Origin of the sequence: Brevibacterium sp. FAM 24630 (assembly GCF_049804075.1) — a bacterium.
GTDB lineage: Bacteria > Actinomycetota > Actinomycetes > Actinomycetales > Brevibacteriaceae > Brevibacterium.
On the sequence record NZ_JBNBZD010000002.1, the window covers coordinates 149,285 to 172,654 of the forward strand.

General features: G+C 62.8%; 15 protein-coding genes. 1 reads left to right on the forward strand and 14 read right to left on the reverse strand.

Going from position 1 to position 23,370, the window contains the following annotated elements; translation table 11 throughout:
* Positions 1-2 precede the first annotated feature (2 nt).
* Entirely contained in the window at positions 3-1,664 is a 1,662-nt protein-coding gene (locus tag ACPUD7_RS02125; RefSeq protein ID WP_425118980.1) for an FAD/NAD(P)-binding protein, read from the forward strand.
* 55 nt (positions 1,665-1,719) lie between these two features.
* Here the strand turns inward: ACPUD7_RS02125 and ACPUD7_RS02130 are convergent, their stop codons facing one another.
* The 14 genes from ACPUD7_RS02130 to ACPUD7_RS02195 all read right to left on the reverse strand — a co-directional run bounded on the left by ACPUD7_RS02130 (position 1,720) and on the right by ACPUD7_RS02195 (position 23,006).
* Positions 1,720-3,846: a LuxR C-terminal-related transcriptional regulator gene (locus ACPUD7_RS02130; RefSeq protein ID WP_425118982.1), complete on the reverse strand. Its 2,127-nt coding sequence runs from the start codon at positions 3,844-3,846 to the stop codon at positions 1,720-1,722.
* A gap of 311 nt (positions 3,847-4,157) precedes the next feature.
* Positions 4,158-5,180, reverse strand: a complete 1,023-nt coding sequence (locus ACPUD7_RS02135) for a hypothetical protein (protein WP_425118983.1) — start codon at positions 5,178-5,180, stop codon at positions 4,158-4,160.
* The gene (locus ACPUD7_RS02140) at positions 5,177-6,184 is read right to left on the reverse strand and encodes a glycosyltransferase family 2 protein (RefSeq protein ID WP_301477846.1); all 1,008 of its coding nucleotides are present in this window, start codon (positions 6,182-6,184) and stop codon (positions 5,177-5,179) included. The genes ACPUD7_RS02135 and ACPUD7_RS02140 overlap by 4 nt, the downstream gene beginning before the upstream one ends.
* Entirely contained in the window at positions 6,174-7,475 is a 1,302-nt protein-coding gene (locus tag ACPUD7_RS02145; protein ID WP_301477844.1) for a lipopolysaccharide biosynthesis protein, read from the reverse strand. Before ACPUD7_RS02145 ends, ACPUD7_RS02140 begins: the two co-directional genes overlap by 11 nt.
* Positions 7,472-8,173 carry a PIG-L deacetylase family protein gene (locus tag ACPUD7_RS02150; protein WP_301477842.1) on the reverse strand — a complete coding sequence of 234 codons (702 nt, stop codon included), beginning with the start codon at positions 8,171-8,173 and terminating at the stop codon, positions 7,472-7,474. Before ACPUD7_RS02150 ends, ACPUD7_RS02145 begins: the two co-directional genes overlap by 4 nt.
* A complete protein-coding gene (locus ACPUD7_RS02155; RefSeq protein ID WP_425118984.1) occupies positions 8,170-9,294 on the reverse strand; it encodes an aminotransferase class I/II-fold pyridoxal phosphate-dependent enzyme in 1,125 nt (374 codons plus the stop codon). Before ACPUD7_RS02155 ends, ACPUD7_RS02150 begins: the two co-directional genes overlap by 4 nt.
* A complete protein-coding gene (locus tag ACPUD7_RS02160; RefSeq protein WP_301477838.1) occupies positions 9,291-11,273 on the reverse strand; it encodes an SDR family NAD(P)-dependent oxidoreductase in 1,983 nt (660 codons plus the stop codon). The genes ACPUD7_RS02155 and ACPUD7_RS02160 overlap by 4 nt, the downstream gene beginning before the upstream one ends.
* Positions 11,270-12,697, reverse strand: a complete 1,428-nt coding sequence (locus tag ACPUD7_RS02165; protein ID WP_425118985.1) for a YveK family protein — start codon at positions 12,695-12,697, stop codon at positions 11,270-11,272. The genes ACPUD7_RS02160 and ACPUD7_RS02165 overlap by 4 nt, the downstream gene beginning before the upstream one ends.
* Positions 12,694-13,932, reverse strand: coding sequence for a glycosyltransferase (locus ACPUD7_RS02170; protein ID WP_301536484.1), 1,239 nt, complete (start codon positions 13,930-13,932; stop codon positions 12,694-12,696). Before ACPUD7_RS02170 ends, ACPUD7_RS02165 begins: the two co-directional genes overlap by 4 nt.
* Positions 13,933-13,937: 5 nt before the next feature.
* On the reverse strand, positions 13,938-15,041 hold the full coding sequence (locus tag ACPUD7_RS02175) for a hypothetical protein (RefSeq protein ID WP_425118986.1): 1,104 nt from the start codon (positions 15,039-15,041) through the stop codon (positions 13,938-13,940).
* A gap of 20 nt (positions 15,042-15,061) precedes the next feature.
* Positions 15,062-16,258: a glycosyltransferase gene (locus ACPUD7_RS02180; protein ID WP_425118987.1), complete on the reverse strand. Its 1,197-nt coding sequence runs from the start codon at positions 16,256-16,258 to the stop codon at positions 15,062-15,064.
* Positions 16,255-17,628, reverse strand: coding sequence for a sugar transferase (locus ACPUD7_RS02185; RefSeq protein ID WP_301536481.1), 1,374 nt, complete (start codon positions 17,626-17,628; stop codon positions 16,255-16,257). The genes ACPUD7_RS02180 and ACPUD7_RS02185 overlap by 4 nt, the downstream gene beginning before the upstream one ends.
* Positions 17,629-17,925: 297 nt before the next feature.
* The gene (locus ACPUD7_RS02190) at positions 17,926-20,469 is read right to left on the reverse strand and encodes a LuxR C-terminal-related transcriptional regulator (protein ID WP_425118988.1); all 2,544 of its coding nucleotides are present in this window, start codon (positions 20,467-20,469) and stop codon (positions 17,926-17,928) included.
* Between the two features lie 50 nt (positions 20,470-20,519).
* Positions 20,520-23,006: a helix-turn-helix transcriptional regulator gene (locus tag ACPUD7_RS02195; RefSeq protein WP_425118989.1), complete on the reverse strand. Its 2,487-nt coding sequence runs from the start codon at positions 23,004-23,006 to the stop codon at positions 20,520-20,522.
* Positions 23,007-23,370: the final 364 nt, after the last annotated feature.

Below are 23,370 nucleotides of genomic sequence, written 5' to 3' on the forward strand. Positions count from 1 at the left end.
CGATGAGAAAACCTTCAGCACATGAAGTGGACATTGCCATCCTTGGTTCAGGAGCCTCAGGCACACATGGGCTGCTGCAGATCCTCTCCCTGCTTGCCGAGCGGAAGTCATCACTCGATGACGGCATCCGCATCACGGTCATCGACCGAGACGAGCAGTTCCATTCCGGTATCCCCTACGGTCATCGTTCGGGACGCTCCTCGCTTCTGATCTCGGCACTGGAGAATTTCCTCCCAGACCGCGAGCGCGGTGAGTTCATCAGTTGGCTTGAGGAACGACGAGAGGAGATGCTCGCCTGGGCAGCAGCTGGCCTGCCCCCCGATTCGCTTCTGGCCCAGGCCATGGATCGGGACTGGATCCTTCGCCACGAAGACGAGGTGCGTGCCGGCAGATGGGACGGTCTCTATCTTCCGCGCCGACTCTACGGACAGTATCTGGCTGAGCTCGTCGAACGTGCCGTCGATCTTACCCGGGGCTTCGTCGAAGTCGACTTCGTCCATGCTGATGTCAATGAGGTGATCGGGGACGGTCACGGAGGTGCCCATCTGCGCGAAAGGACTTCTGACGGTGAGGTGCGCTTCACCCTTCATGCGTGTTCCATGCTGCTGGCCATCGGCTCACCACCAGTGCGGCAGCTGGCAGTCACCGACGGCGATTCGACCGTCATCGACGATCACCTCGCCGCGGGCTTCGTCGATGATATCCACGCTCCGGGGATTGAACACGTGATCGAGAGGATCAAGGGCCGGTTGATGTCGTTGCCGCTTGAGAAGCGGGAGATCCTGCTGGTGGGCGGAAATGCGGATGCTCTGGAGTTCCTTCTCGCATCGCACAGGCTCAGACAGGACACCGGCGCCAGGCTCACCATCCTCTCGCCCCAGGGACGACCTCACCATTGGCATCACGACCGCTCCGACGAACGGGCACCGACACCGATCGTCGACCGGCTGCTCGAGTCTGCTGCGGCAGAGACTCCGTTACGGGCGAGGGAGCTGCATGCCGCGGTGCGCGCGGAGCTTGCGGCATCGGTCGACCACCACAGCTTCAAATCGAAGATCGAAGCGCTGATCGCAGCAGTCGGGTCCTCTCTGGCCTATATGGAGGACTATGAGCTGTGCTCCATGGCAACCGAACACGGACGCGCCATCTCCGACCTGCTGCGCCAAGCCGGGGGTGATGCCGTCGACCTACTCGACGAAGGCATCTCAGACGGAAGCATAGCCTGCGTCCCCGGGCGATTTCGAGAAGCGCTTCATCTTGAGGGTATGCTGTTCGCCGATGTGGACCGGCCAACCGCATCGACCCTCTTCCCGACTGTCGGTGCCCCGAACACCCCGGATCACGGCTATGCGGTGATCATCAATGCCACGGGATTCGAACGAGTCACAGACACCCACTCCCCACTGCTGCGACAGATGCTCGGCGCGGGAACAGTGAAGCCTTCGGCTTCGAAGTCCGGGCTTGCCCTGGATGGTTCGTTCCGTGCCAATCCGGGCATCTTCGTCCTCGGACCGCTGATCGCCGGACACCATCACGGGAGTTCGGCCCTCTGGCATATCGAGAGTGTAGTCCGGATCATGCAGCTTGCAGGCAAGGTAGCTGAGGAGCTCGTCGCTGACACTCTCAGCCGTCGCTCGGCAAGAGAGCAGCTGATCACCGTCTGAACTCGCTGCCCCAACCCTATGAACCGGCCTCCGTGATCAGCATAAACCCCAGCGCTCACCCTGGCCGCAGGAAGCCCAGCCGCCTCGCTTGCTTGATGACCTCTTCTCTGCCGGCGACTTCGAACTTGTGGTAGAGGACCGAGAGGCGGTTCTTCACTGTCCCCGGCACCTGTTGGAATTCGTTTGAGATCTCTGAGATCGTCAGTCCCTGAGAGAGAAGTTCAAGCAGCTGCAACTCTGCCGGGCTCAGTTCGGGCAGTGACACTTCTTCGACCGATATCACTCCCACAGTCTGCAGCCGCGTAAGGAGATCCTCCTTGCTTCGGAAGTGTCGGCTGAAGACGGAGAACGCCTCATCCCATGTCCTGTCCTGCCTCGTCAACGCGAGCAGTCGCGTCCTGTCTCCCAGCGGCAGGAGGGCGATGGGCAGAAGCGAGCTCACCCAGGCAGAGAGGCTGATGGCGGTGAGGAACTCGGCCCTCGCCTCGCTCTCCTGTCCGATCCTCTGCAGCGCGGCGGCTTTGATTGCTGCCAGCTCGGCTCGAGTCTTCGGAGTCAGCGACTGATGGTAGAACCACGTATCAGCCATCACGACCGCACTCTTGTGCCGGCCTGCGATGAGTTCGATTCGAGCGCTGAGCACAATGCGCGGACCGAAGCTCACGGACAGCTGCTGGTTCTCCGCCTCGGCCCATTTCAACTGCCCCATACCGATGAAGACCATAATGCGGCTTGCCCGCAGCAGTTCCCGCCCCGTGACCGACACGGATACCGGATCCCGGTATTCTTCGATCTCATCGGTGACGAACAGCAGCTCGGATTCGGTCGTGGCACCGAGAAGTGCGAGCATGCGGCTGATGACGGGAATGTAGGCCGACAGTGAACCGAGTTGCGGATAACCGGTCAGCAGATCGATCTCCCTCCGGGCCCCATCCAGGTCCAGCCGATCGAGAGCGCGCAGCGCCGCAGCGATGTGCATCGTCGGCTGCACCCATTCGTCGATGACGACGGGAAAGTGGATCTCGTCTGCCAGTCGTTCCAAATGCCGGTCGGCTCGTTCATGATCGCCGCTGGATGCGGACACCAGGGCCGTCCACGCTGTGATGGCTGGCAGCAGGAAGTCTCCATCGATGTGTCGGCTGCTCGCTGCCGGTTCGATCTCATGCAGGATGGACAGCGCTCTCTGCGGCTCAGCCGAGTGGAAGAGCGAGACCGCTGTCAGAAATCGGATGATGAGGCGGGACCGTGTCCCACCGACCCCTCCCAACCACTCCAGTCCGGTGCTCGCCGCCCTCGCGTGCTGCCCCGTCTGGGCCAGTTCGACCATACGACCGATCGTCGCGAAGCCGCCGAGACGGGCCTCATCTTCTGCCCCGCCGCCATCCTTCCTGACGGAAGAATCACCGGGGAGGAACCGACTCAACTGTCCTGCGCGAGTTTCCCACACGAGGATGTCTCGTGCCGCTTCACATGTGATCTCATTCTCATGATGTCCCACGAGTTCCTCCGCCAGCAGATACATGATGTCCAATTCGGGCTCGTCCGAGAGAGCAGCCGCGGGAAGACCTGCATAGGCTCCGCATACTGCCTGGGGGGCCAGCAGAAACATTGCCAAGCCAAATGATTCCTGAAGTCGGATCAGCACCCGCCAGAGTCCACTGCGTCGCGCCAGGCCCAGGACATCAGCGAGAACGCGCAGGTCGGGGATCTGGGAATTCTCGAGATGGTCAGTCAGCGCCCCGACGAGATCCGTGACAAGTCCCGGATAGGACTCACCCTCCGCAGCCTCTCGACGCAGGACCGCCGCCAGCAGAGCGGGAACGCGCAGGTACCTGCGTCCGGCTGATTCCTCCGCGAATATGACGACGCCCGCCATCTGCAGCCGCATGAGCACCCCCTCCGCATCGTGGAGCACGAGTCCCCCTTCGACCTTCGCATCGATCGAGGACAGGGCGAGCACCGCGGTCTGCCTGGAGAACGAGCTCAGATGTGACAGAACCGTCGCAACCCACGCGTCACTGCTTGTGAGATCGAGCTCCAGCCGGGGACTCAGAGTGGCCACATAGTCGGCAAAGCTCGTCGCCGTCACATCATCGGGCAGCACCGTCCATTCGGCGATGTCGAGGACTGTGCGGGCCAAGTCCGCCCACCCGCCGGTGGCGGTGTAGAGACTGGCTGCCAATTCGGCACGGGTGATGGCCGAACAGTCCCGAGCAGGCGCCGTCAACTCCGCACCGGCGAGGCCGAGTTCCCGTGCGAGCTCTTCCGGACTGCGACACCGGCTCACGTTCGGCTCCGAGTCCGGCACGCGACGACGCGCAGAAGCAGCATACGCAGCCTTTTCACAGCAGAGCCCGACATTGTCGCCAGGGGCGGAATCTACATTGACGTTCATGAGTGTTGGTCTTTCCCTCCGGGGATGAAGGTCTCGGACCGGTTTTCCGTCGCCGAGGTGGTGCTGAGCTTCTCGCTGCTGTCACAGACATCCGTGTTTCAACCATCGGGAAAGCCTCGGGAGATGGCAGCGGCGACCTTCGGCAGGGACGACTTCGGCGTTCCATCGATCTCGAAGAGCCCGAAGCCGTCGTCCTGGGAGGCGCCGTCATTGCGCAGCCGATAGACGAACACCGGATCTGCAGCAGATTGTGAGAGTTCGCCGATCGTTTCGACCAGTGATTCCGCCTGCTGTGCCTCCGTGTAGAGACCAGGTCCCGTCTGCAGACCGAACTCACCCACGGATACGGGCAGATGCTCTTGCTGTCCCAGCCTTTCGATGCGTCTGGGCAGGGACGACATCGCCTTGCGCGAGAGCACCGGGTAGAAGTCGACCGTGCAGATGTCGAGGTGCCCGCTGACAGCGGCGAAGAACCGCAGCCACTGCTGCTCGCGTTCGTCATTGACGGGATATCCGCTGGCGCTCGTCGTGATCTGGACATGGGACGCATGCGCGTGGATGGACTCTCGCGCCACTCCGAGTGCTTCGTCGAGGTCGGAGAGATAGGTGTCGAGATCTCCCTCGATGGCGCGTGCCGTACGAAAGTCGAGATCACTGGCTTCGTTGTAGACCTGCCAGACGGCGACTGAGGAGCCGAAACGCTGTGCCAACTGCCCCCAGTACTGCTTCATCGCTGCAAAGTACTCCGGGGTGTTCTGCGATGCGGGGGCCCCGTCGACTGTGAGCAGACAGACGCTCATGCCCAATGATTCCACGAATGCAAAAGCACTGTCGTAGAGGCGCAGACGCTCTGGGTTGAAGACCAGCTCCCCCTTCTCCGACCAGGACCTGATGACCTCGAAGCCGACGACCCCGAAACGCACCCATTCGGCTCCGAGCTCGTGCACGGCGCGAACATCCCTTTCGAACTCCTCGAGCCCCGGCTGAGGTGAGCTCACGGTGAAGCCGAACCGGCCGACTCGCTGAGCCGCACACCCATCGGCAGTGACCAACGCGGACACCGTGATCAGGCCCGCTCCGATCAACCAGCGTCGCCGTGAGGTCGTCGCCGGGACTGTCATGTCCGGGCCTCCTGCAATCTGCCGCGCAGACGATAGGCCCGGCTGTGGACTCCCCGGCTCATGCGGGCGAGCGCCAGCGACAGCCCCCTGGCCACATGGCGACTCCTCATCGCATCGACGACATGCGAGAATCGGATCTCATTCCGACACCAGGAGTAAACTTCCGCCTGCAGCCTCGGCGACTGCGTGTCTCCAGCTGCCTTGCTGACCATGAAGTTCAGCTGCATCCACCGCATCCGATGGATTGCTTCGACGGCCTCACGCCCCGAGTAGACGGCATAGAGGGCGTCTTCGACGTCGTCGAGCACGGTAGCAAGATCCCAGATGCTGGGACGCAGTTGGCCCGTCACCGATTCGGCATTCAGGAAATAGTTGTACATGGGTCGGGTCTCAAAGCTCACAGTCGACACGGTGCTGAGCAGGTTGAAGACGAATCCCAGGTCGCTGTATGTGTTGTCCTTCGAACGAACGTGATTGGGACGGAACAGCAGATGCTGGTTGAATCGGGCTCGACCGTCGATGAACAGCTGCAGGGCCTGCGGGGCAGGCAACGGCGATGGGGTGTCGACGACCCCAGCGATGCTCACAGCTCCAGAAGCTGTGATCGTCTTCAGGGGAAGTACGACCACATCGGAGTCCTCCATCTCTCCGCGCGCCACAAGGACTTCCAGACATTCGGGGTCGAAGGTGTCATCGGAGTCGAGGAAGATCACCCACCTGCTCGAGATCAGGCCGAGCGCACAGTTCGTCACCCCCGCATATCCCCGATTGGTCTGCAGCCGGTGTCCTAAGAAGCGAGGATCATCTGGCATGAGCCCGAGGATCTCCTCGTCTGAGCCGTCATCGATGACGAGGACACAGAAGTCGGTCGATGTCTGCGCCGTCAGAGAGTCCAATGTCCGCACAATGGTATCGGCGCTGTTGTACGCGGGTACCACGACGGTGACCGCAGCATTGCGAGTGCGCTCGGTGATCGCCTCTTCGCTCGGGGGTTCATAATTCATGATCAGCAGTCTCCCTGTCGATGTTGTCCGGTTCGTCGGTTCTCACCTCGAGCGCGTGGGCAGCCGGGCCCCGCCAGCGCAGCACCAACAGCAGCCCGGTGATGAAGAGCTCGGCGAAGACCAATGCCCATGCGGCTCCGATCGCGCCGAATGCCACAGCCATCGGCACGAGAATGACGAGATGGGCCACCGCGCCGCTCATCATCGCCATGGCGGTGGCAGAGTAGCGACGCTGCGAGTTGAGGTCGAGCATGAGCACGGCGACGCCGCCGCTGGTGACGAGTGCAATGCCGATGATCTGCGCAATCGGCACAACCTCGGCGAATCCAGCGCCCAGATACCACGGGACGAACCAGGGGGCCACGAGGATCAGCGTGACCCCGCCCATGGCGAACAGCGCGAAGAGCGCGATCATGATCGCACCGGGCCCTGCCGCTCCCGGACGGTTGCGATCTCGGGCATCGACCATGCGGGGCATGAGGGCATCGGTGATGGCGAAGAGCACTCCGCGTCCGGCGTTTCCGAACCGTTCTGCCGCGCCGTAGTGTGCGGCCTGGGCAGGAACAGAGACCAGCCCGAGGACCACGACCGGTGCCGAGCCCATCAGACTGTGCGCGAGTGAGGAGAAGAACAGTTCGCGGCCGTCTGCCAGCGCAGATCTCGCCGCCCGCAGGCTCGGCGTCGACCACTGTACGCAGCGATGGGCGAGGAACGGCCATGCGAGCAGAGTGGCGATGGCTGGTGGAGCGAACTGCCAGGCGATCGCCCACCCGATATCGGACTCGCCCTTCACCGTGACGATCAGCCCCACCAGTGCGATGCAGCGTGACGTCGCGGTGATCACTGCGAACAGGCGCAGGCGTCGCAGGCCCTGCAGCAGCCACGAGGGAAAGCCGATTCCGCCCGCAATGACCAGAGCTCCGATCAGATAGAGGCCGAAGTCCCTGTGCAGCGTCGGGACGGCCGCGACGATCAGCAGCAGCGCACCCGCACCGGCCAACCACAGCAGCACCACGGCGAGGAGGGTGGAGAAGATGACCTGGGAACGTTCGGAATCGTCCTTCGCGACCGCGATTCTGCGCACAGCGCTGACAGAGAACCCGTAGTCGCACAGGCGCACGATGACTTGAAGAATCGCAACGATGATCACCACTCTTCCGAAGGAGTTCACCCCGAGCAGCCTCGTCAGCAACGGCAAGCTGACGATGGGGTAGGCAAACGCCGCAAGCTGGCCGATGCCGACGACCAACGCATCGCCGCCGATACCACGCAGACCCGACCGCCACCTCATTCGCTTGCCCAATCTCCGGATCGGGTGATGCGACGGACCGTGTGGAAAGTCTCGGCGAAGGCAAGACTCGCCTGACTGCCGCGAAAGACGGCCAAGGCCTTCAGAGCGGCCAGGGAGCGTGGCCCGGGATGGTCCTGGACCTGCGAGGCGTAGGCGGCGAAGGCTGTCAGTTTGGCATCGATGTGGTCCGAGATGTCGACGAACCAGTCAGGAGTGAAATCGGCTTCGATGTGCGGCGCATTCCAATGAGTCTCCGAGATCGTCTCGTAGAGCGCCACGGCCGAGATGCCCGTTCCGGCCCCCACCGGCCTGACAGCCACCATCGCAGCTTCGAACACCGCCTTGTGATCGAGGTGCCGATCAGGAAATGGAGCCAACACGAGGTCCGGGTGCAGACGGTCGACAGTCGCCTGGATCCCCGAGTTGAGCGCCGCCACTCCCATCCTGGCCAACTCGACGGACGGATGCGGCAGATACTCGGTGCTGGTGACACCGAGGCGCGCATGCGCGTCCTGTGCTTCGGCCCGGATCATCTCAGCAGTGCCCGAGGGGTACAGAGGCGGCTGGTCCTGTGAGGCCACGAGCACATGGACTTCACATCCGTGGGCGTGCAGAGCGGCCATCGTACCGCCGGCTCCGAGGACCTCGTCGTCAGGGTGTGGGGCGATGACGAGAGCCCGTGAGAACCGTTCCATCATGCTGTGCTCCTTGTCCGGCAGGTCGACACGATGATGTCCACGACTCGACTGATCTGCTCTGGCCGCAGGTCCGTGCTCGAGGGGAGGACGATCCCGCGCCGATACAGATCCTCTGCGCGACCGGTGATGTAAGACCGATCTGCGCCCGCCTGGGCCGGCTGCATGTGCATCGGTTTGAAGACCGGTCGGGTCTCGATTCCGACGTCGAGCAGACTGCCTGCCATGCCGGTTGCGTCGGCTTCGGACTCCAGGATGAGCGTGTTCATCCAGCAGTTCCCCTCAGCAGGATCGAGTATGCGCACACCGTCCAGCTGTTCGGCCATTGCTTTGTAGATCTCGAAGTTCGACCGCTTTGCCCGCAGGATCTCGGGCAGTCGCGCCAGCTGTGCCGAGCCGAGTGCAGCGAGGATGTTGGAGAGCCGATAGTTGTAGCCGATCTCCGTATGCTCGTAGTGCGGCACCGGCTGACGCGCCTGACTGGCCAGGTAGCGCACACGCTGTGCGCTCTCGTGGTCCGGACATAGGAGGGCACCCCCTGATGAGGTTGTGACGATCTTGTTGCCGTTGAACGACACCGCGGCAAAAGCACCGAACGATCCTGCCGGACGACCGCCGAGGCGAGCGCCCAGCGATTCGGCCGCATCGGCCACGACGACAGCACCGAAGTCCTGAGCCGCCTCGGCGATGGCCTGGTGGTCAACGGGTCGGCCATAGACATCGACGGGGATGACGGCTCTGATCGGTCTGCCCGCCGCAGCCCTCTCGCTCAGCGCCAGCCGAAGCAGCTCCGGCGACATCAGTCCCATGTCATCGCAATCGATGAAGACGGGAGTGGCACCGACATAGGCCACGGCATTCGCCGTGGCGGCGAAGGTCAGAGTCGCCACTGCGACTTCATCACCGGGCTCGATGCCGACAGCGAGGAGAGCCAGATGGAGCGCAGCCGTCCCCGAGCTCGTCGTCACGACCTCCGGCCGTTCGGTGAGTTCAGCCAGTTCAGCTTCGAAGACGTCGACGTGTGGGCCTGCGGGAGCGACCCAGCCCGATTGCAGCGCAATCGACACCGCAGCTTCTTCGGCAAACCCGACTGATGGAACGCAGAGTGGAATGTTCTCCGTCATCGGATGCTCTCCTTGACCAATGCACTGTCGACCTCGATGACGCGGGCCGCATGGTTCAGGGAACCAACGGGTTCCGCGTCTCGCGCCGCAGGCTCCGGAACCTGCGTCGCTCGTCTCGGCAGCGGGTTCTCCTTCGCCTCTGTCGTCTCGGAGGCGGCCTTGTGCTCGACCTGGTCGCCGCCTCCCCCGACATAGCTGCTGTAGGCCTCGCGGATCCGAGGAAGGTCCACATCCGGAGCCTCGAGGAACGCAGGCTCGAGACCGCTGATCTCCACGCGCCACGCACGCCCATTGGGGGTTTGGTTCGCTCCCTCACTCGGCGCGAAAAGCTCCTCGTGAAGCTTCTCGCCATCGCGCAGGCCCGTATAGGTGATCGGGCACGACCGTCCGGCCATCGTCATCATGCGCACTGCGATGTCGACAATCCGAACAGGATCGCCCATATCGAGGACCATCGTCTCCCCCGGTGCCCCTTCGGATGCAGCGTTGAGGACGAGGACGCACGCTTCGGGAATGGTCATGAAGAATCTCGTCACATCGGGATGTGTCACCGTCAGGGGTGCCCCGCGCCTGATCTGCTCGGTGAAGGAGATGAGGACTGACCCACGTGAACCCAGCACATTTCCGAATCTCACGCTGACATAGGGACGACCGGTCACCTCGGCGAAATGAGACGTCAGCCTCTCTGCCACGTATTTCGAACGCCCCAGCTCACTCGTCGGGTTGGCAGCCTTGTCCGTCGAGATGTTGACGAAGCGTTCGACTCCCACTTTCGCAGCGCAACGGAGCACATTGAGCGTCCCGTGGACGTTCGTCTTCCACCCCTCGGCCGGGTAGCGTTCCAGCATCGGCAGGTGCTTGAGAGCCGCGGCATGGAAGACGAGCTGTGGGCGGATGTCCTCAAACACTGCGGCCAAGGCATCCGCATCGCGAATATCGGCGAGGACGATATCGGCGGAGTCCATCAGCGCTCTGCCGTCCATGCTCAGACATAGTGAGTGCAATGCTGACTCGTCCCGGTCGAGCATGACCAGCCGCTCAGGTGACTGCTTCGCGATGAGACGGACCAGCTCTGCCCCGATCGATCCTCCTGCACCGGTGACGAGCACGGTCTTGCCCTTGACCAGACGTGTGATCGACTCGGGTTCGGGGTCGATGATCTTGCGGCCGATGAGGTCGGCGACATTCATGTCGCGCAAACGAGACAGATCGACATCATCGGACAGCAGATCCGCAAATGACGGGATCGTCCTCACCCAGGTGTGCTCAAGATCGAGATGACGAACCATCGTCGTGAATACTTCGGCGGGTGCCTGCGCGATAGCGACGATGACGCCATCAGCAGCGTGATCATCGACGACGGACTGGATATCGTCGATGTTGCCGCGCACATGGATCCCGTGCACGACGGCCTTGGCCTTCGCACGATCGTCATCGACGAGCGCAACCGGGATGTAGCCGCCGTTGGGGTCGCTCAGCATCTGACTGATGAGAGCACCGCCAGCTTCGCCGGCGCCAACCACGACCACACGTTGGCCCGAGTGCGGACGGAACCGCGAGTCGATCCACATCCGCAGCGCCTGTCGACCGGCGATCATGAGCACCTGTGCGCTCAGCATGGCCAGCAGGAACCACGGCAGATCATAGGCCAGACTCGAGACTGAGGCGATGATGGTTCCGAGAGCGGTGACGATGATCGCACCGATCCCCTGTCTGCGCAGCTCCAATGCCGAACCGATGGGGTACCGATTGCGATAGAGCGAGAGCGCAGAGCCGACCAGTATCTGACACAAGATGATCGAACCCAGGACCGTCAGGCCCTTCGCACCGTCGGCGCGGGAGGTCCACGTCACGATCATCACCCACGCGAGGATGATCGAGAATATGTCTATCTGACCGAGCACGAACAATCGTGTCACGGATGAGTTCCTCTGCACGCCGAGGCGGGAGAGTCGCCGCGGCCAGTTTGTGCCTGTCATGACTGTGCTCCATCTGTGTTGTGCCGTTTCCGGCCGTTTTCTCTTGGAGTGACGAATTCGTCACTTGCCGCTGGTGTCGTCACCATGTCGAATTCCTGTGTTGCCAGTTCGGCACCAGGCGAAGTCGGCTCATCAGAACCGACGATGAATGGCTTCGAGGTGTGGTGGGGGTCGACGACGAGTTCGTCGAGGCTGCGGATGAAGTCCGGAACATCATTCGATCGCGTCGTCGGATCGACGACGACGACCCCGGCTGCGGTCGTATCGTTTGCTCGCAGGAGCTCACGAGTCGCCCGCAGGTCGGCCCGGTCGGGGTGGAGCGTCGTGACGATCACTGCCAGTCCCGAAGACTCGAGGAAGCCGCAGGTCTGAGGGTGCGAGGCGAAGTCCGAGCTCAGACAGACCACCAAGTCATACTGTTCCTGCTGGGAGGCCAATGCCGTTCTCACCGCTTGCCCGCTGAATACTCCCGTGCCGGCTTCCGAGCTGACGTCGATGACGCTGACCCCGAGGACCTGGGACAGTTCTCGGTAATGTGTGGTGTTGAGTGCTGTCGGATCAGCCGAGACGAGGGCACATATCAGACCGCTGGCGGCCGCAGTCTCCACCAGATCCGCTGCCAGCTCATTGCCCGCCCCGCCGACGCCGCAGAGTGTCACAGTCACGGGGTGATCGGACTGGCTGCTGACCCCGAGCCGAGCGAGCAGGCCCCCGGTTGATGTGGCGGCACCGGCGCTGGTGATCTGCCGACGGACGGCCCCTCCCGGCCGCTGCATCCGCACTGCCAGAAGGCCGGCTTCGGAGATCGCGAGAATATCGCTGAAATCACGGATGCGTGAATCCAGACCATGTCTGATCGGAGCCACCACCAGTCCGAGGAGGAGCCCGGCCAGGGCACCGATGCCGAGGAAGCGAATCGGGTCGGGAAAGTTGACGGCGTCATCGGTCTCCGCCTTCTGCAGGACGGTCACATCCATATTGGCATCTGGTCCCAACTGATCGGTGACGAATGATCTGGACATCGTGTCCGCCGCTCGATCGGCAAGCACTTTGGCCTGCTGCGCGTTGTGATCGCGCGCATGGATTTCGATCACCGTGGTGTCAGGCACCACCGTGGCCTCGAGTTCGCTGCGGATCTCCGCTGCGGTCCGTTCGATGCCGGAGCCGCGTGCGACCTCCTCGGCGAAGTCGTTCGATCGGCTGATCTCGAGGACGGTGGGCATCCGGTCATCGATGTAGACCGCTGATTCTGCTGCACTGACGTCGGAGTTCTCCGACACTGAGACGATGACCTGCGATCGGGCGTCGTAGACCTGTGGAAGCGTGACGGCCAGCGCCGTACCGAGAAAGGCCCCGAGGATCACGCAGCCGATGATCCACCAGCGTCTGATGAAGAAGATTCTCAGAATCTGTTCGCCGCTCATGCTGTTCTGCTTTCTGTGTTCGAGACGTGCGAGTGCACCGTCGTGATCTTCGTCGGGGGCCGAGCCGGTACTGATGTTCCACCTCGCCGGCGAATGGTCTCCGCTCTGATGAAGCCCGTGTATATGTGCAGTGATCGTCCGGCCAGATCTGCTTGCGAGTGCTCGCGCACCACCCGTTCCCTCGCTCTCAAGCCGAGGGAACGGCGACGTTCTCCTGAGAGCAGATCGCCCAAAGCTGCGACGGCCTCTGCCGACGTTCGGAACAGCGATCCGTCGACATCATCGTCGATCAGATCTCGGACGCCGATGACATCCGCGCCGACGGTGGGGATAGCCATGCTCCCTGCCTCCAGCATCGCAATGGGCATTCCCTCGGCCGCCGAGGTGAACAGCAGAATCGCGGCAGCGGACAAGTGCTCACGGATTTCCTCCGGAGACACCCAACCCGTGACTGAAACTGCCGGTGCAGATGCATCGCCTCTGGGATCATCGAGCGCTCCGGTCTCTGCCTCAAGCAGACTGCGGTCGCCGTCCCCGATCCAGGTGAAGGCAAATCTCCCCGGGTATTCCCGGTGCACCAGTGACGCTATCTGGGCGAACTGTCCAGGGTTCTTCTGCGTAGCAACCCGCCCCAGGTGAACGACCTCCACCACCTCACTCGCCGGTCCCCGTGAAGTATCGACCGGTGCGAAGTGCGAGGTGTCGACGGCGTTTGCCAGGACCGCAGTGCGGGCGCCCGGCAGCTTCTCGGCGGCACACTCTGCTTCTGTGCCGGATACCAGAACGAGGTCCCTGCCTCCGTGAAGCGCCACCCGCTCCAGTCTCAGATAGACCTCTCGTGCTCTGTTCGAGAACTCGATCTGATTGAACGAGAAGCCGTGCGGACTGTAGACCAAGTGGGCACGTGGCCGCAGCAGGATCGCCAGCGACCGGGCCAGGAAGCCTGCCCGAGACGAATGCAGATGGATCACGTCCCAGTGGTTGCTGCGAAGTTCACGCACGAGCCCCCGCATGAGGCTGGTGACAGAGGATTTCGAGGTCTGTGCCCAGCACTCGACCATCACCCTGCAGCCCATTCCGATCGCGATCTCATCGTGTGAGGGCGAATCGGCACGTGGTGTGTAGCAGAACCCCACTTGGTCGAATCGAGGATCAGCAGCCTGTGAACGTGCCAGAGCCGTCACTGAGGACAGCACGCCGCCGGCCGCGGCATCGGTGATGTGGAGGAGCTTCATCGTGCTCACCCTTTCTGGATGTGGTTGTCTGCTTGAGCCGTGGCTGCGACACGTCTCGAATCGGTGACTGTGTTGGAGTCCGGAGGGCCGGGCCCTCGGTTCGCGACACGGATCGGGATGAGTGCCAGGAACAGCGGCAGGAAGGGAGTGAGATGTTTGAGATACGAGCCGTAGTCGGGTTCGAAGATCACCAGCACGATGAAGAGTGAGACCAGGACGGCCGCGATCCAGGCTGTTCTCGGCTCACGCTGCGCGCGTCCGCGCATGATCGCGGAGGCGACCACGGCCCACACGACCACGATCGCCAAGCCGGCGACGAGGTAGTAGAGCGACCCCATAGCGAACATCGGAATCGGGACGAGCATGAAGAGCGCGACGACGAGAATCGAGAGCACCCCCGCTGCCTGAGACGTTCCGAAGTCGGGATTGCTGATGAGCGTGGCGACGGTGCTCTCGCTGCGCCCAGAATTCACCCATGCCCGTGTAGCGCCCAGCTGTTCTCCCCGGAACAGCTGGAACGCGACCGCCAGCGCGATATAGGCGAGGACGAACGCGATCACGATCAGCAGCGGGCGACGGACCCGCCTCAGCGTGAAGTACACGATCGGAATCAGCGCCGCGACGAGTGACCAGTACGGCCGCACGAGTGCCCCGTAGGTCAGACAGGTGCCGACGATGAGCACGGCGCGCACACTGTCCCTCGCCGAACGCACCGCCGCCAATACGACAAGCGCCACGAGAAGAGAGACGAACTCTTTGGTGAACTGGGCAAGGTAGGCCAGTCCGAGAACTACGGTGAGGCCGAGCAGCCCGGTGCCCAAGAGTCCGACTCGTTCCCATTGGCCGAAGTCGAGCGCCAAGATGACACAGATGACGAGGACGAACATGGCCGCAGTGCTTGCAAGTGCAGGCGAAGAATCGAGCCCCAGCGCTTGGTAGAACTGCGCCAAGACGTGAAACGATCCGTCCTCAGCGGCGAATCCGGGATCGTCGATCGCGTTCTGCACATGCTGATCGTCGAGCAGGAACCGTTGGGGCAGCAGCCCGCGCACGATCGGGGCCAGCACGACCGCGAGACCGCAGAAGCCGATGAGCAGAAACTGAGCCAAGCTCGGGAAGCGCCTCGGACTCATTGTTCTGCCCTCTGCACTCGTGGTGACCTGATGTTCGAGGCAGCTTCCAATGCGGATTCGAAGTCGGCGATGAAGTCGCTGCCGGGTACCGTTCGAGCCGCGCGGGACATCGTGGTCAGCCGACTGAGGTCATGGCTCAACTCGATGATTCGCCGTGCGGTCCGAGTGAAGGTCTCGGCCTCGATCTGTTCGCGGCTCGAAACCTCAGAAGAAGCCTCGGCATCGTCATTGCGGACGTGGACGGCGTTGACGCCGTCCTCTGTGTAATGGCGGATCGCGCCCACGGGAGTGACGACAGGAACAAGCCCCAAGGCGAGCGCTTCACGGACGGACATTGCCAGACCCTCATATTCGCTGAGCTGAAGGAAGAACGAGGCGTTCTCAGCGTGAGCCAGGATGTGATCGGCTTTTCCGGCCCCCAACCAGGTCAGGGGCAGACCTCGGTCGTGTGCCATGGCCAAGATCACGCGCAGCGTAGGAGTCTCCGGAGAGATGATGTCGAGCGCGAAGGCACCGGGTGCAGCCGCTTCGAGGGCGGCCACAAGCTCCAGAGAACGGTCGAGGCGCTTTGCTTCGACGGCTCTGCCCCAGTAGATGATCCGCATCGGCTGCCTTGAATCACTTCCGGAATCCGGGTCAGGCAGATCGTCACCGGCCGGCTCGATGCCCGATGGCGGCCCACCGGCATCCGATGCTGCGGGCAGAGCTCGTCTCCGGGACAGATACATCAGTTCGGAATCGGGGCAGACCACCTCGGCGCGGGACCTGAGTGATTTCGGAACGAGCGCGTCCAAGGCGGCCGCGGAATCGCAGAGGATGCGATCCGCGAAGGGAAGGGCGACGCGATGGACAAGGGCATCAACGACGTTTGTGTAACGAGTGTTGTGGACGTAGATGACCCAGGGCGTGCGCGGACGGCGGATCCGGTGAATGCCTCCGACGATGACCGACCGCCAGAGAGAGCTGACGACGACCTCAGGTTGGAATTCGTGCAGTCGGCGAAGCATGCCGAGCGCGGATCGCGGGGAATTCACGCCTGCGCCGGCGAAGTCGGCCGAAACCGCTGATGGCTCGGCCTGCTCGAAGGCGAAGACCCGGTAGAGCAGGAGGTCGGCCCTGCGAACGACGAGATCGACAGCAGCTTCGACACCGCCGATTCCCGTGGTGTGGATGAGATGAGCGACGCGGATCATTGGGCACCTGCTGCTCTGGTGACCGCTCCGAAGGTCCGCAAGAGGATCTTGAGGTCATCTTTGAGGTTCCAGTTATGCGCGTAGTACAGGTCGAATTCGCGCGCCTGCGCCCACCCGAGGTCGGATCGGCCGCTGACCTGCCAGAGCCCGGTCATTCCGGGTCTCACACCCAAACGCTGATGATCGGAGCCTCGGTAGAGGGCGACCTCTCCCTCGCGCTGAGGGCGAGGACCGACGAGACTCATCGAACCGCAGATGACATTGAACAGCTGCGGCAGCTCGTCGATCGAGGACTTGCGCAGAACATGACCGAGCCGGGTGATCCGCGGATCGGAGTCGACCTTGAACAACGGCTGCGTTGCTGTCCCCTGGGTCTTGAGCAGGTCCGTGAGCTGAGCATCCGCGTTGATGACCATCGAGCGGAACTTGAAGATCCTGAATGGTCGGCTCTCACGCCCCACACGCTGCTGTGAGAAGAACACGGGGCCCGGCATGGACAGTTTGATCCCGACCGCAACTGCCACCAGCAGCGGGAGGAAGATGAGGACGAGGAGGCTCGCAGCAACAACGTCGAAGGCTCGTTTGGCAACACGGTCGAGCACTCCGGGCCGGGACGGAGCAATGAGAAGCCCCGAGCTGTCTGTGGCACTCATGGCTCGGACACGCGCGGGGTCGACGCCGAGGTCGAAGAGCGGAAAGTAGAGTTCCACGTCTCGGTTGCGCAGCTCCCAGCTGAGCCGGCGCAGCATTTCCGCATCGATGCCGAAGGACAGTTCGACGAGCTCGACGTCACGTCGCCTCACCTCGGCGAGGACAGCGGCGACGAAAGCATCACTGTCGGTTCTGGCGGAACCGCTGACGACGACCTCGCTCACGGCCTTGTCCACACTGCCGAGGGACTCGGAGACGATGCGCAGCGTGCGTTTGGGCAGAACCATGGGAATGACCGCACGGATCACTGCGGTGGCTCCTGCCGTCCACCACAGCGCGATGAGAAAGACCGCAGGGCCCTCGCTCGCGATCGCCTCGGCAGGAACAAGCTTCTCCCAGGAGGTGAATGTGGCGATGACGGCGACTGCGCCGGTGACGACGACTGCCGCCAGCAGCGGAATCCGAACCGAACGCGAGATGCGGCCGACAGACGTGCTGCCGCCGGAGAGCAGATCGAGGACCCACCACACGAGGATCCACGCCGCTTCGGGCCCCTGCGTCTGCGACACGACGATCGCTATCGCGAAGATGGTCGTTGCCGCCTGCAGCGACACCGCCATGATCATTCGTCGACGGCTGGCGAACACCGCATCGGGACGCCCGACGTGGGCAGTGCGCGTATCGGTGAGCGGTGAATGGGACAGGGCCTGCGCGGTCATCGAACTGTGTCCGAACAGCTGTAGTCTGAGTGGCCCAGTGCTTGGGCGGAAGTGAACATGCCCCCATCATTCCGAGCACTCGCAGGCGGTCACTAGGTGGTCATTACCTGATCATCGGTCGATGATACTCAGCCTGAGGGCCAGGACTACGGGAAGCCACTACTCGGTCATGATTCGGTCATCGTTCCAGGCGCTGTCTGACCATGTGAGTGGCGGCCTGCCGCCCTTCCAAGTACTCGGTCGCACTTGGCCCTGCATCGCCGGCACCCCGGACTAGACCACGGCATCCATACAGTCTCAGCGTGTGGCCTGCGTCCGTCCGAGCGCCTCGGCGACCTGCTCGCGACGAGTCACGCCCAGCTTCTGATAGAGCCGGTAAGTATGCCCTTCGACGGTTCTGACGCGGACACCGATCTCCGCTGCGATCTCCGCGTTAGTGCGGCCGGCAATGATGAGATTGCTGATCTGGCGCTCTCTCACTGTGAGTTTCAGTCCGCTGTCTCTGCGCTTGTCCGTCCTGGCGTCTTCCCCATCGACGGCAGCGCGCGCCAGCGACCTGCACAGCGCGGCAAGGTCCGGCAAGCTTCTGTCTCGGGCCTCTGCGATATCGAGCAGGGCCGCGCTGTCACTCTCGCGCAGGGCTGCTCCCAGCTGCCCGAGAAGACGGAATTCGTCGCCTGTTCCACGTCCGGCCAGCAGACACATCTCCTCGGGTTCGACCACGTCGAAGTGTCGGAAGAGCATAAGCCTGATGAGAGCGGCCAACCCGAACTGGTCTTCGCTCATCACCTCGGTGAGCAGCTGCTGCAGCTTCTCAACCCACACGGCATCGCCGGTACGCAGCCCCTTCGCCACGAGGACCATGATCTCCGCACGACGGTACCCGATGAAGGGGCCGCGAGCCGGCAGCTCGTCGAAGCGGGCCTCATAGTCAGCAGCGACGGCGACGTTTCCGCCCACGATCGACATATACGCGGCTTCCGCGATGGCTATCGCGAGAAATGCCGCCAGGTTCCAATGTTCGAGCCCCTCGACGGCAGCGTGGGCGGACCGAGTCGCTTCGGGCAATGCTCCGTCGTGGGTATGGACGCGGGCCCAGACAAGGTCGCTGGGACCGCTGCGGGCGGCAAGATAGGCAATGTCGTTGCTCGGCAGATCACTTAAGATCCGCTTGGCCCGCTCCGCATCGCCTGCGATGGTCAGGGCATCGGCTCGAACCATGGACAGGATCATCGAAGCCGTCCCCACGGTGTAGTTGCGACCGGACTCACGATCCAGCAGGTCAAGGGCCTCGACCGTACGCCCCTTCTCGAGTTTCCGAACGGCCAAGGCAACGGTCAGGAGTATGCGCAGGGACTCGGGCAGCCTGTCATCGCGGGAAGCCTGGATCAGGAAGCGCTGATCGGAAGCGCCCACCAGCAGGGAACGAGTGCCCAGGTAGTCGATGATGTCACGGGCGGTGGACACATCCAACCCATTGCAGTGTGCTTCAGCGAGACTGGGGGCGTCGTGCTCGATGCCGTGCCCGAGACCCTCCTCGGCCAGAACCTCGACGCGGTCGAGGGCATCACGGAATCTCTCGAGCGTCAGAGTCGGAGAGTTGCGATCGAAATCCTGATAGATCCAGACAACGAATGCTTCGACGACGAGGTCGGCACAGCAGGCCTTCTGCACAGCCTGAGCGAGCACATCGAAGCCGAGCGCCGCTTGATTCACCTCGCAGTAGAGGCGCCCGAGGTCGCAGAGTTCAACCGCGTCCATATGATCGGTCGGCACTTCGACGAGCATTCGCAGCGCTCTCTGCCATTCACCGATCCGTGCCGCCACCCGGGCAGCCTCAATGAGATTCTGGACCTCGATCTTCGCTCCGCAGCCCAGTGCCCAGTCCATCCGCAGCATCAGCGCCCACTCGGATGAGGGTGATGCGCCGCCGGCGAGGACGAAGTCGTACATCCGCCGGCTCCGACCGTCAGGAACCGTGTACCGGATCGTCTCGGATTTGTGATTCTCCATGGCCACATACATGCGTCGCCCTCTGTGGATGAGGTCGATCTCCCCGGCGGCTACGAGGGCATCTGCTGCTTCGCCGAGGTCGGCAGCGAGCATGAGTTCGACATCGACCTCCCCCGCGAGAACGACCAGCTCGAGTGCGTCCCTCAGCTGCTTCGGGTATCCTTCAAGATCGATGCGCGTCATGTCACGTGCACGTTCGTCATAGTCGACATCGCGCCCGTCGAGGACCCAGACCCCCTGACGGTTGTAGAACCTCTTCGCCCGACTCGTGTATCCGATGAGTTCGACGATCTTCCCCGGCACCCTGCCCGAGTGGAATTCGACGATGTCGAGCACCCCGCGGGAGACGATCCCGCCGAGGTAGTGTTCCACCATCTCCGCATAGGAATCAGGATCGAGTGGGCTGAGGGCAACGTGTTCTAGAACATGGTCCGCGACGAGGTCGTCGAACGGATGCTCACAGCCCGACCGGTCTCGACTGCGTGTCGCCACGATCTTGAGGTCACCGTCGTTGGCCAGCTGTGACAGTACGCCGAGGGTGCGCCGGTCGACGTCATGGGCGTCGTCGACGTAGACCACGGGAGTGGACCGTTCTTCTGTCAGCATCGAAACGACGCGATGGAGCAGATCGTCTGGGTCTCTGTCGAGATCGACGAACAGCCCGAGTGCCCCGAAGTCGACCGATCTGAATATCCGGTCGCCGCGCAGCCACAGCTCCGCACCGCCGCGGCGACCATGCAGGAAGGAAGCGAGAAAAGTCTTGCCCGAGCCCCTATCGCCTTCGATGAGGATTCCGCCGGAAGTCGAATCACGCAGAGAGTTCTCCATTGTTTCGACCTCGCGGCTGCGGCCGAAGACGACAGGCTGGCCTGTGGAGCTCAGGGATAGTCCCCCCACGAGGCGATCACCTCCCGCAGTTCCCGTCGATTGGCCACGTGCAGGCGGCGATAGATCCGACTGAGGTGCCATTCGATCGTGCGCGCTGACAGATGCTGTCTGGCACCGATGTCCTGGCTGCTGCGTCCGGCGATGATTCCATCGACGAGCTGCCGTTCGAAGTCGGTCAGCACAGCCTGCAATCGGGGCCCCGAGGTGCTGAACCTGATCGCCCGCAGGCTGTTGCCGATGAGGATCCGGGCCTCCTTGGCCGCCTGCTGATCGTGGGCATCGATAGCGCGGGACTGAGCCAGTTTCGCAAGAGTCGAGCAGAGGACGACGGCACCGTATTCCGAGGTTCTTCTGCCCGCCTCGACGAGAGCGGACGGCGTACCGTCGGCCATCGCCTTAGCGACGATGCCTGCCAGTCGCCCCGGCTGTCCATTGATCTCCGCGGCGGCTCCACCCAGCTCGACGATCGCCGCTCGATGCCCCAGGCATGCCGCTTCCAGCCATGCCGAAGCGGCCAACGTCGCCGCACCTTTCGAGCGTGCCGCGCCGCCGAGAGCGTAGAGTCGATCAGCGGCCTCGTCCGGCTTCGACAGGGCCAGAGTCTGCAGCTGAAACAGCGAGGCCTCGAAGTCTCCCCAATACGAATAGCTCTCGCCCCCGGGCGGCAGGCCCGACCTCGCCGGTCTCATTGCGGCGGCGTCTCCCATCAGCGTGCGGGCGAAGTCCAGCGCTGCTGCGGTGCCCACATAGCCGACGTTCTCATTGTTCGCAGTGACCTTCTCCAGCACGGCCAGCGCGCGGGCGGGATGACCGGTGCGCAGGTCGACAAGGGCTCCGACGAACCCGGACAGCTGTGAATCGATAATCCTCCACCCTCTCGCTTCCGTCCATTTCAGTGATGTTCGCGCTCTGTCCCAATCGCCGGCTGTGTATCTGGCGATGAAGAACTGAGGCGCCGAATCTTCACGTTCGAAGCTCGTCATTCCCGGCAGACCGAACATCAGTTCCGCCTGCTCGATGAACTGCAGTCCCGCCTCAACCCTGCCTGTGAGCACCGAGGCCATTCCGAGCACGGCGCAGGCACGAAGCCGATGGCGGGTCAGACACGAATGGTCGAGGTAGACGCGCTCCGCCCGTGCCATGGCTTCTGCGAAGCGCCCGCCTGTGAGGTCGAACCGGGCAAGCGTGACGTCGAATCTGCCCCGCTCGACAGATGACTCAAGGTGAGGGTGCAGCCAGCCGAGCCGGAATCGATCGGGCTCACGCGGGTCGGTCAGCCGCACATCCATGGAAGCCGCACGGGACAGGAGCTGCGGGCTCATCTGGGTCCAGTCTTCGGCAATGGATTCCAGTACACGGTCGAAGACCCTGTGCGCCGCTTTGTTGTTGTACCTGCCTTGTTCTGCGCGGACGATCTCAAGGAGCAGTTCAGTCGACTTCTCGGTGGCGGACTCGGCGAGTGCGACCGCTCCCGCATAGTCCCCTTCACAATTTGCCCAGGCCACAGCCTCAAGGATCTTCTCAGTCGGCTGGGTGAAGCCCAGACTGATCCCCCAGGACAGATATCCGAACAGGGAGCGCTGTTCCATCACATCAAAATCGGCGACTGCGCTGAGGCTCTTCCACAAAGACAGCGAATGCGAAGGTCTGACCTGCGCACGCAGTGAAGAGGCGACCACTGGTTCGGCGATCCTGACAGCGGCATGTCTGGCACGAGTCATCCTGATGACCCCGCCGTCGGCCAAGGAGTCGAGCTCTTCGGCCGAGCAGAGCTGGAGAAGAGTCTCATAATGGACCGCACCGGTCATCGCGACCATTTCGAGCACGGGCCGCAGTTCAGGATCGATGTTCCACAGGATCCGTTCTGTGGTCCGCAGGTGGTCGCGGTTGAACAGGACATGGCTGAGCAGCAGCGGGTTCCCACCAGTCTCTGCGCGCAGGCGGGAAACCGACCGATCTGCAAACGCGCGTGACCCCGAGGTCCTGGACAGGGCGGCCACAGTGGCTTCGTCAAGGCCGCTGAGGTCGACACGGATGAGTCCGCCCGAGAGCCACAGGTTTGTCGCAAGGTCGAGGGGAGGACGAATGGACTCAGCAGCGATGAGGAGCTTGACGCGTCTGGCCACAGCAAGTTGGATCAGCACTGACAGTGACCTCGCGTCGACGAGGTTCGCGTTGTCGAGCAGAACGATGGGAACCTCGTCGGCGTAGCGGGCCAACAGCACCCTGCCGATCGCAGACAGCGCGCCTCCTGCGCCGACGTCGGCTGCGGTTCCCGATTGGGAGAGAAGAATCTCGAAGATTCCAAGGTCTTGATCACGCAGTGTCTCCGACCCCCGAAAGCGCAGTACAGGAGTCTCGTCATCCATGTGCGCCAGAGCAGTGTTGAGCATCGTGGTCTTCCCGATTCCGGCAGCACCGATGACCAGCGCACCGCAACCGTCCGGGTCTGTGAGGGACTTGACGACGGCTGCCACTTCGTCCCTGTACCCGAGAATCTGATGTTGGACCGTTCGAACAGCAGTGGGCATCTGCTCAGCCTTCTTCAAACCGCTCGTCATCCACTACCCGGTCGGCGTCGGGACGCTGACACCGCAACGAGTCTCCCGACAATGCCGTTCGGCGTCTTCACGCCCCTCGACCTGCGTTCCGTACAAGTGAATGCCGCTCGACGCCGCGTACGATGAGCAGCGGTCGCCGATTGGATTTCCATTCCTACTATAGCTGTAATATTCTACAGCACAAAACGCCTTTGTGCACTCATTTTTCCCGATGTACGGCAAACCACCAACGCCCCTTGCCGGGGAATCTCCGTCCGCCCCTCACCTCGGAGCGCCACGG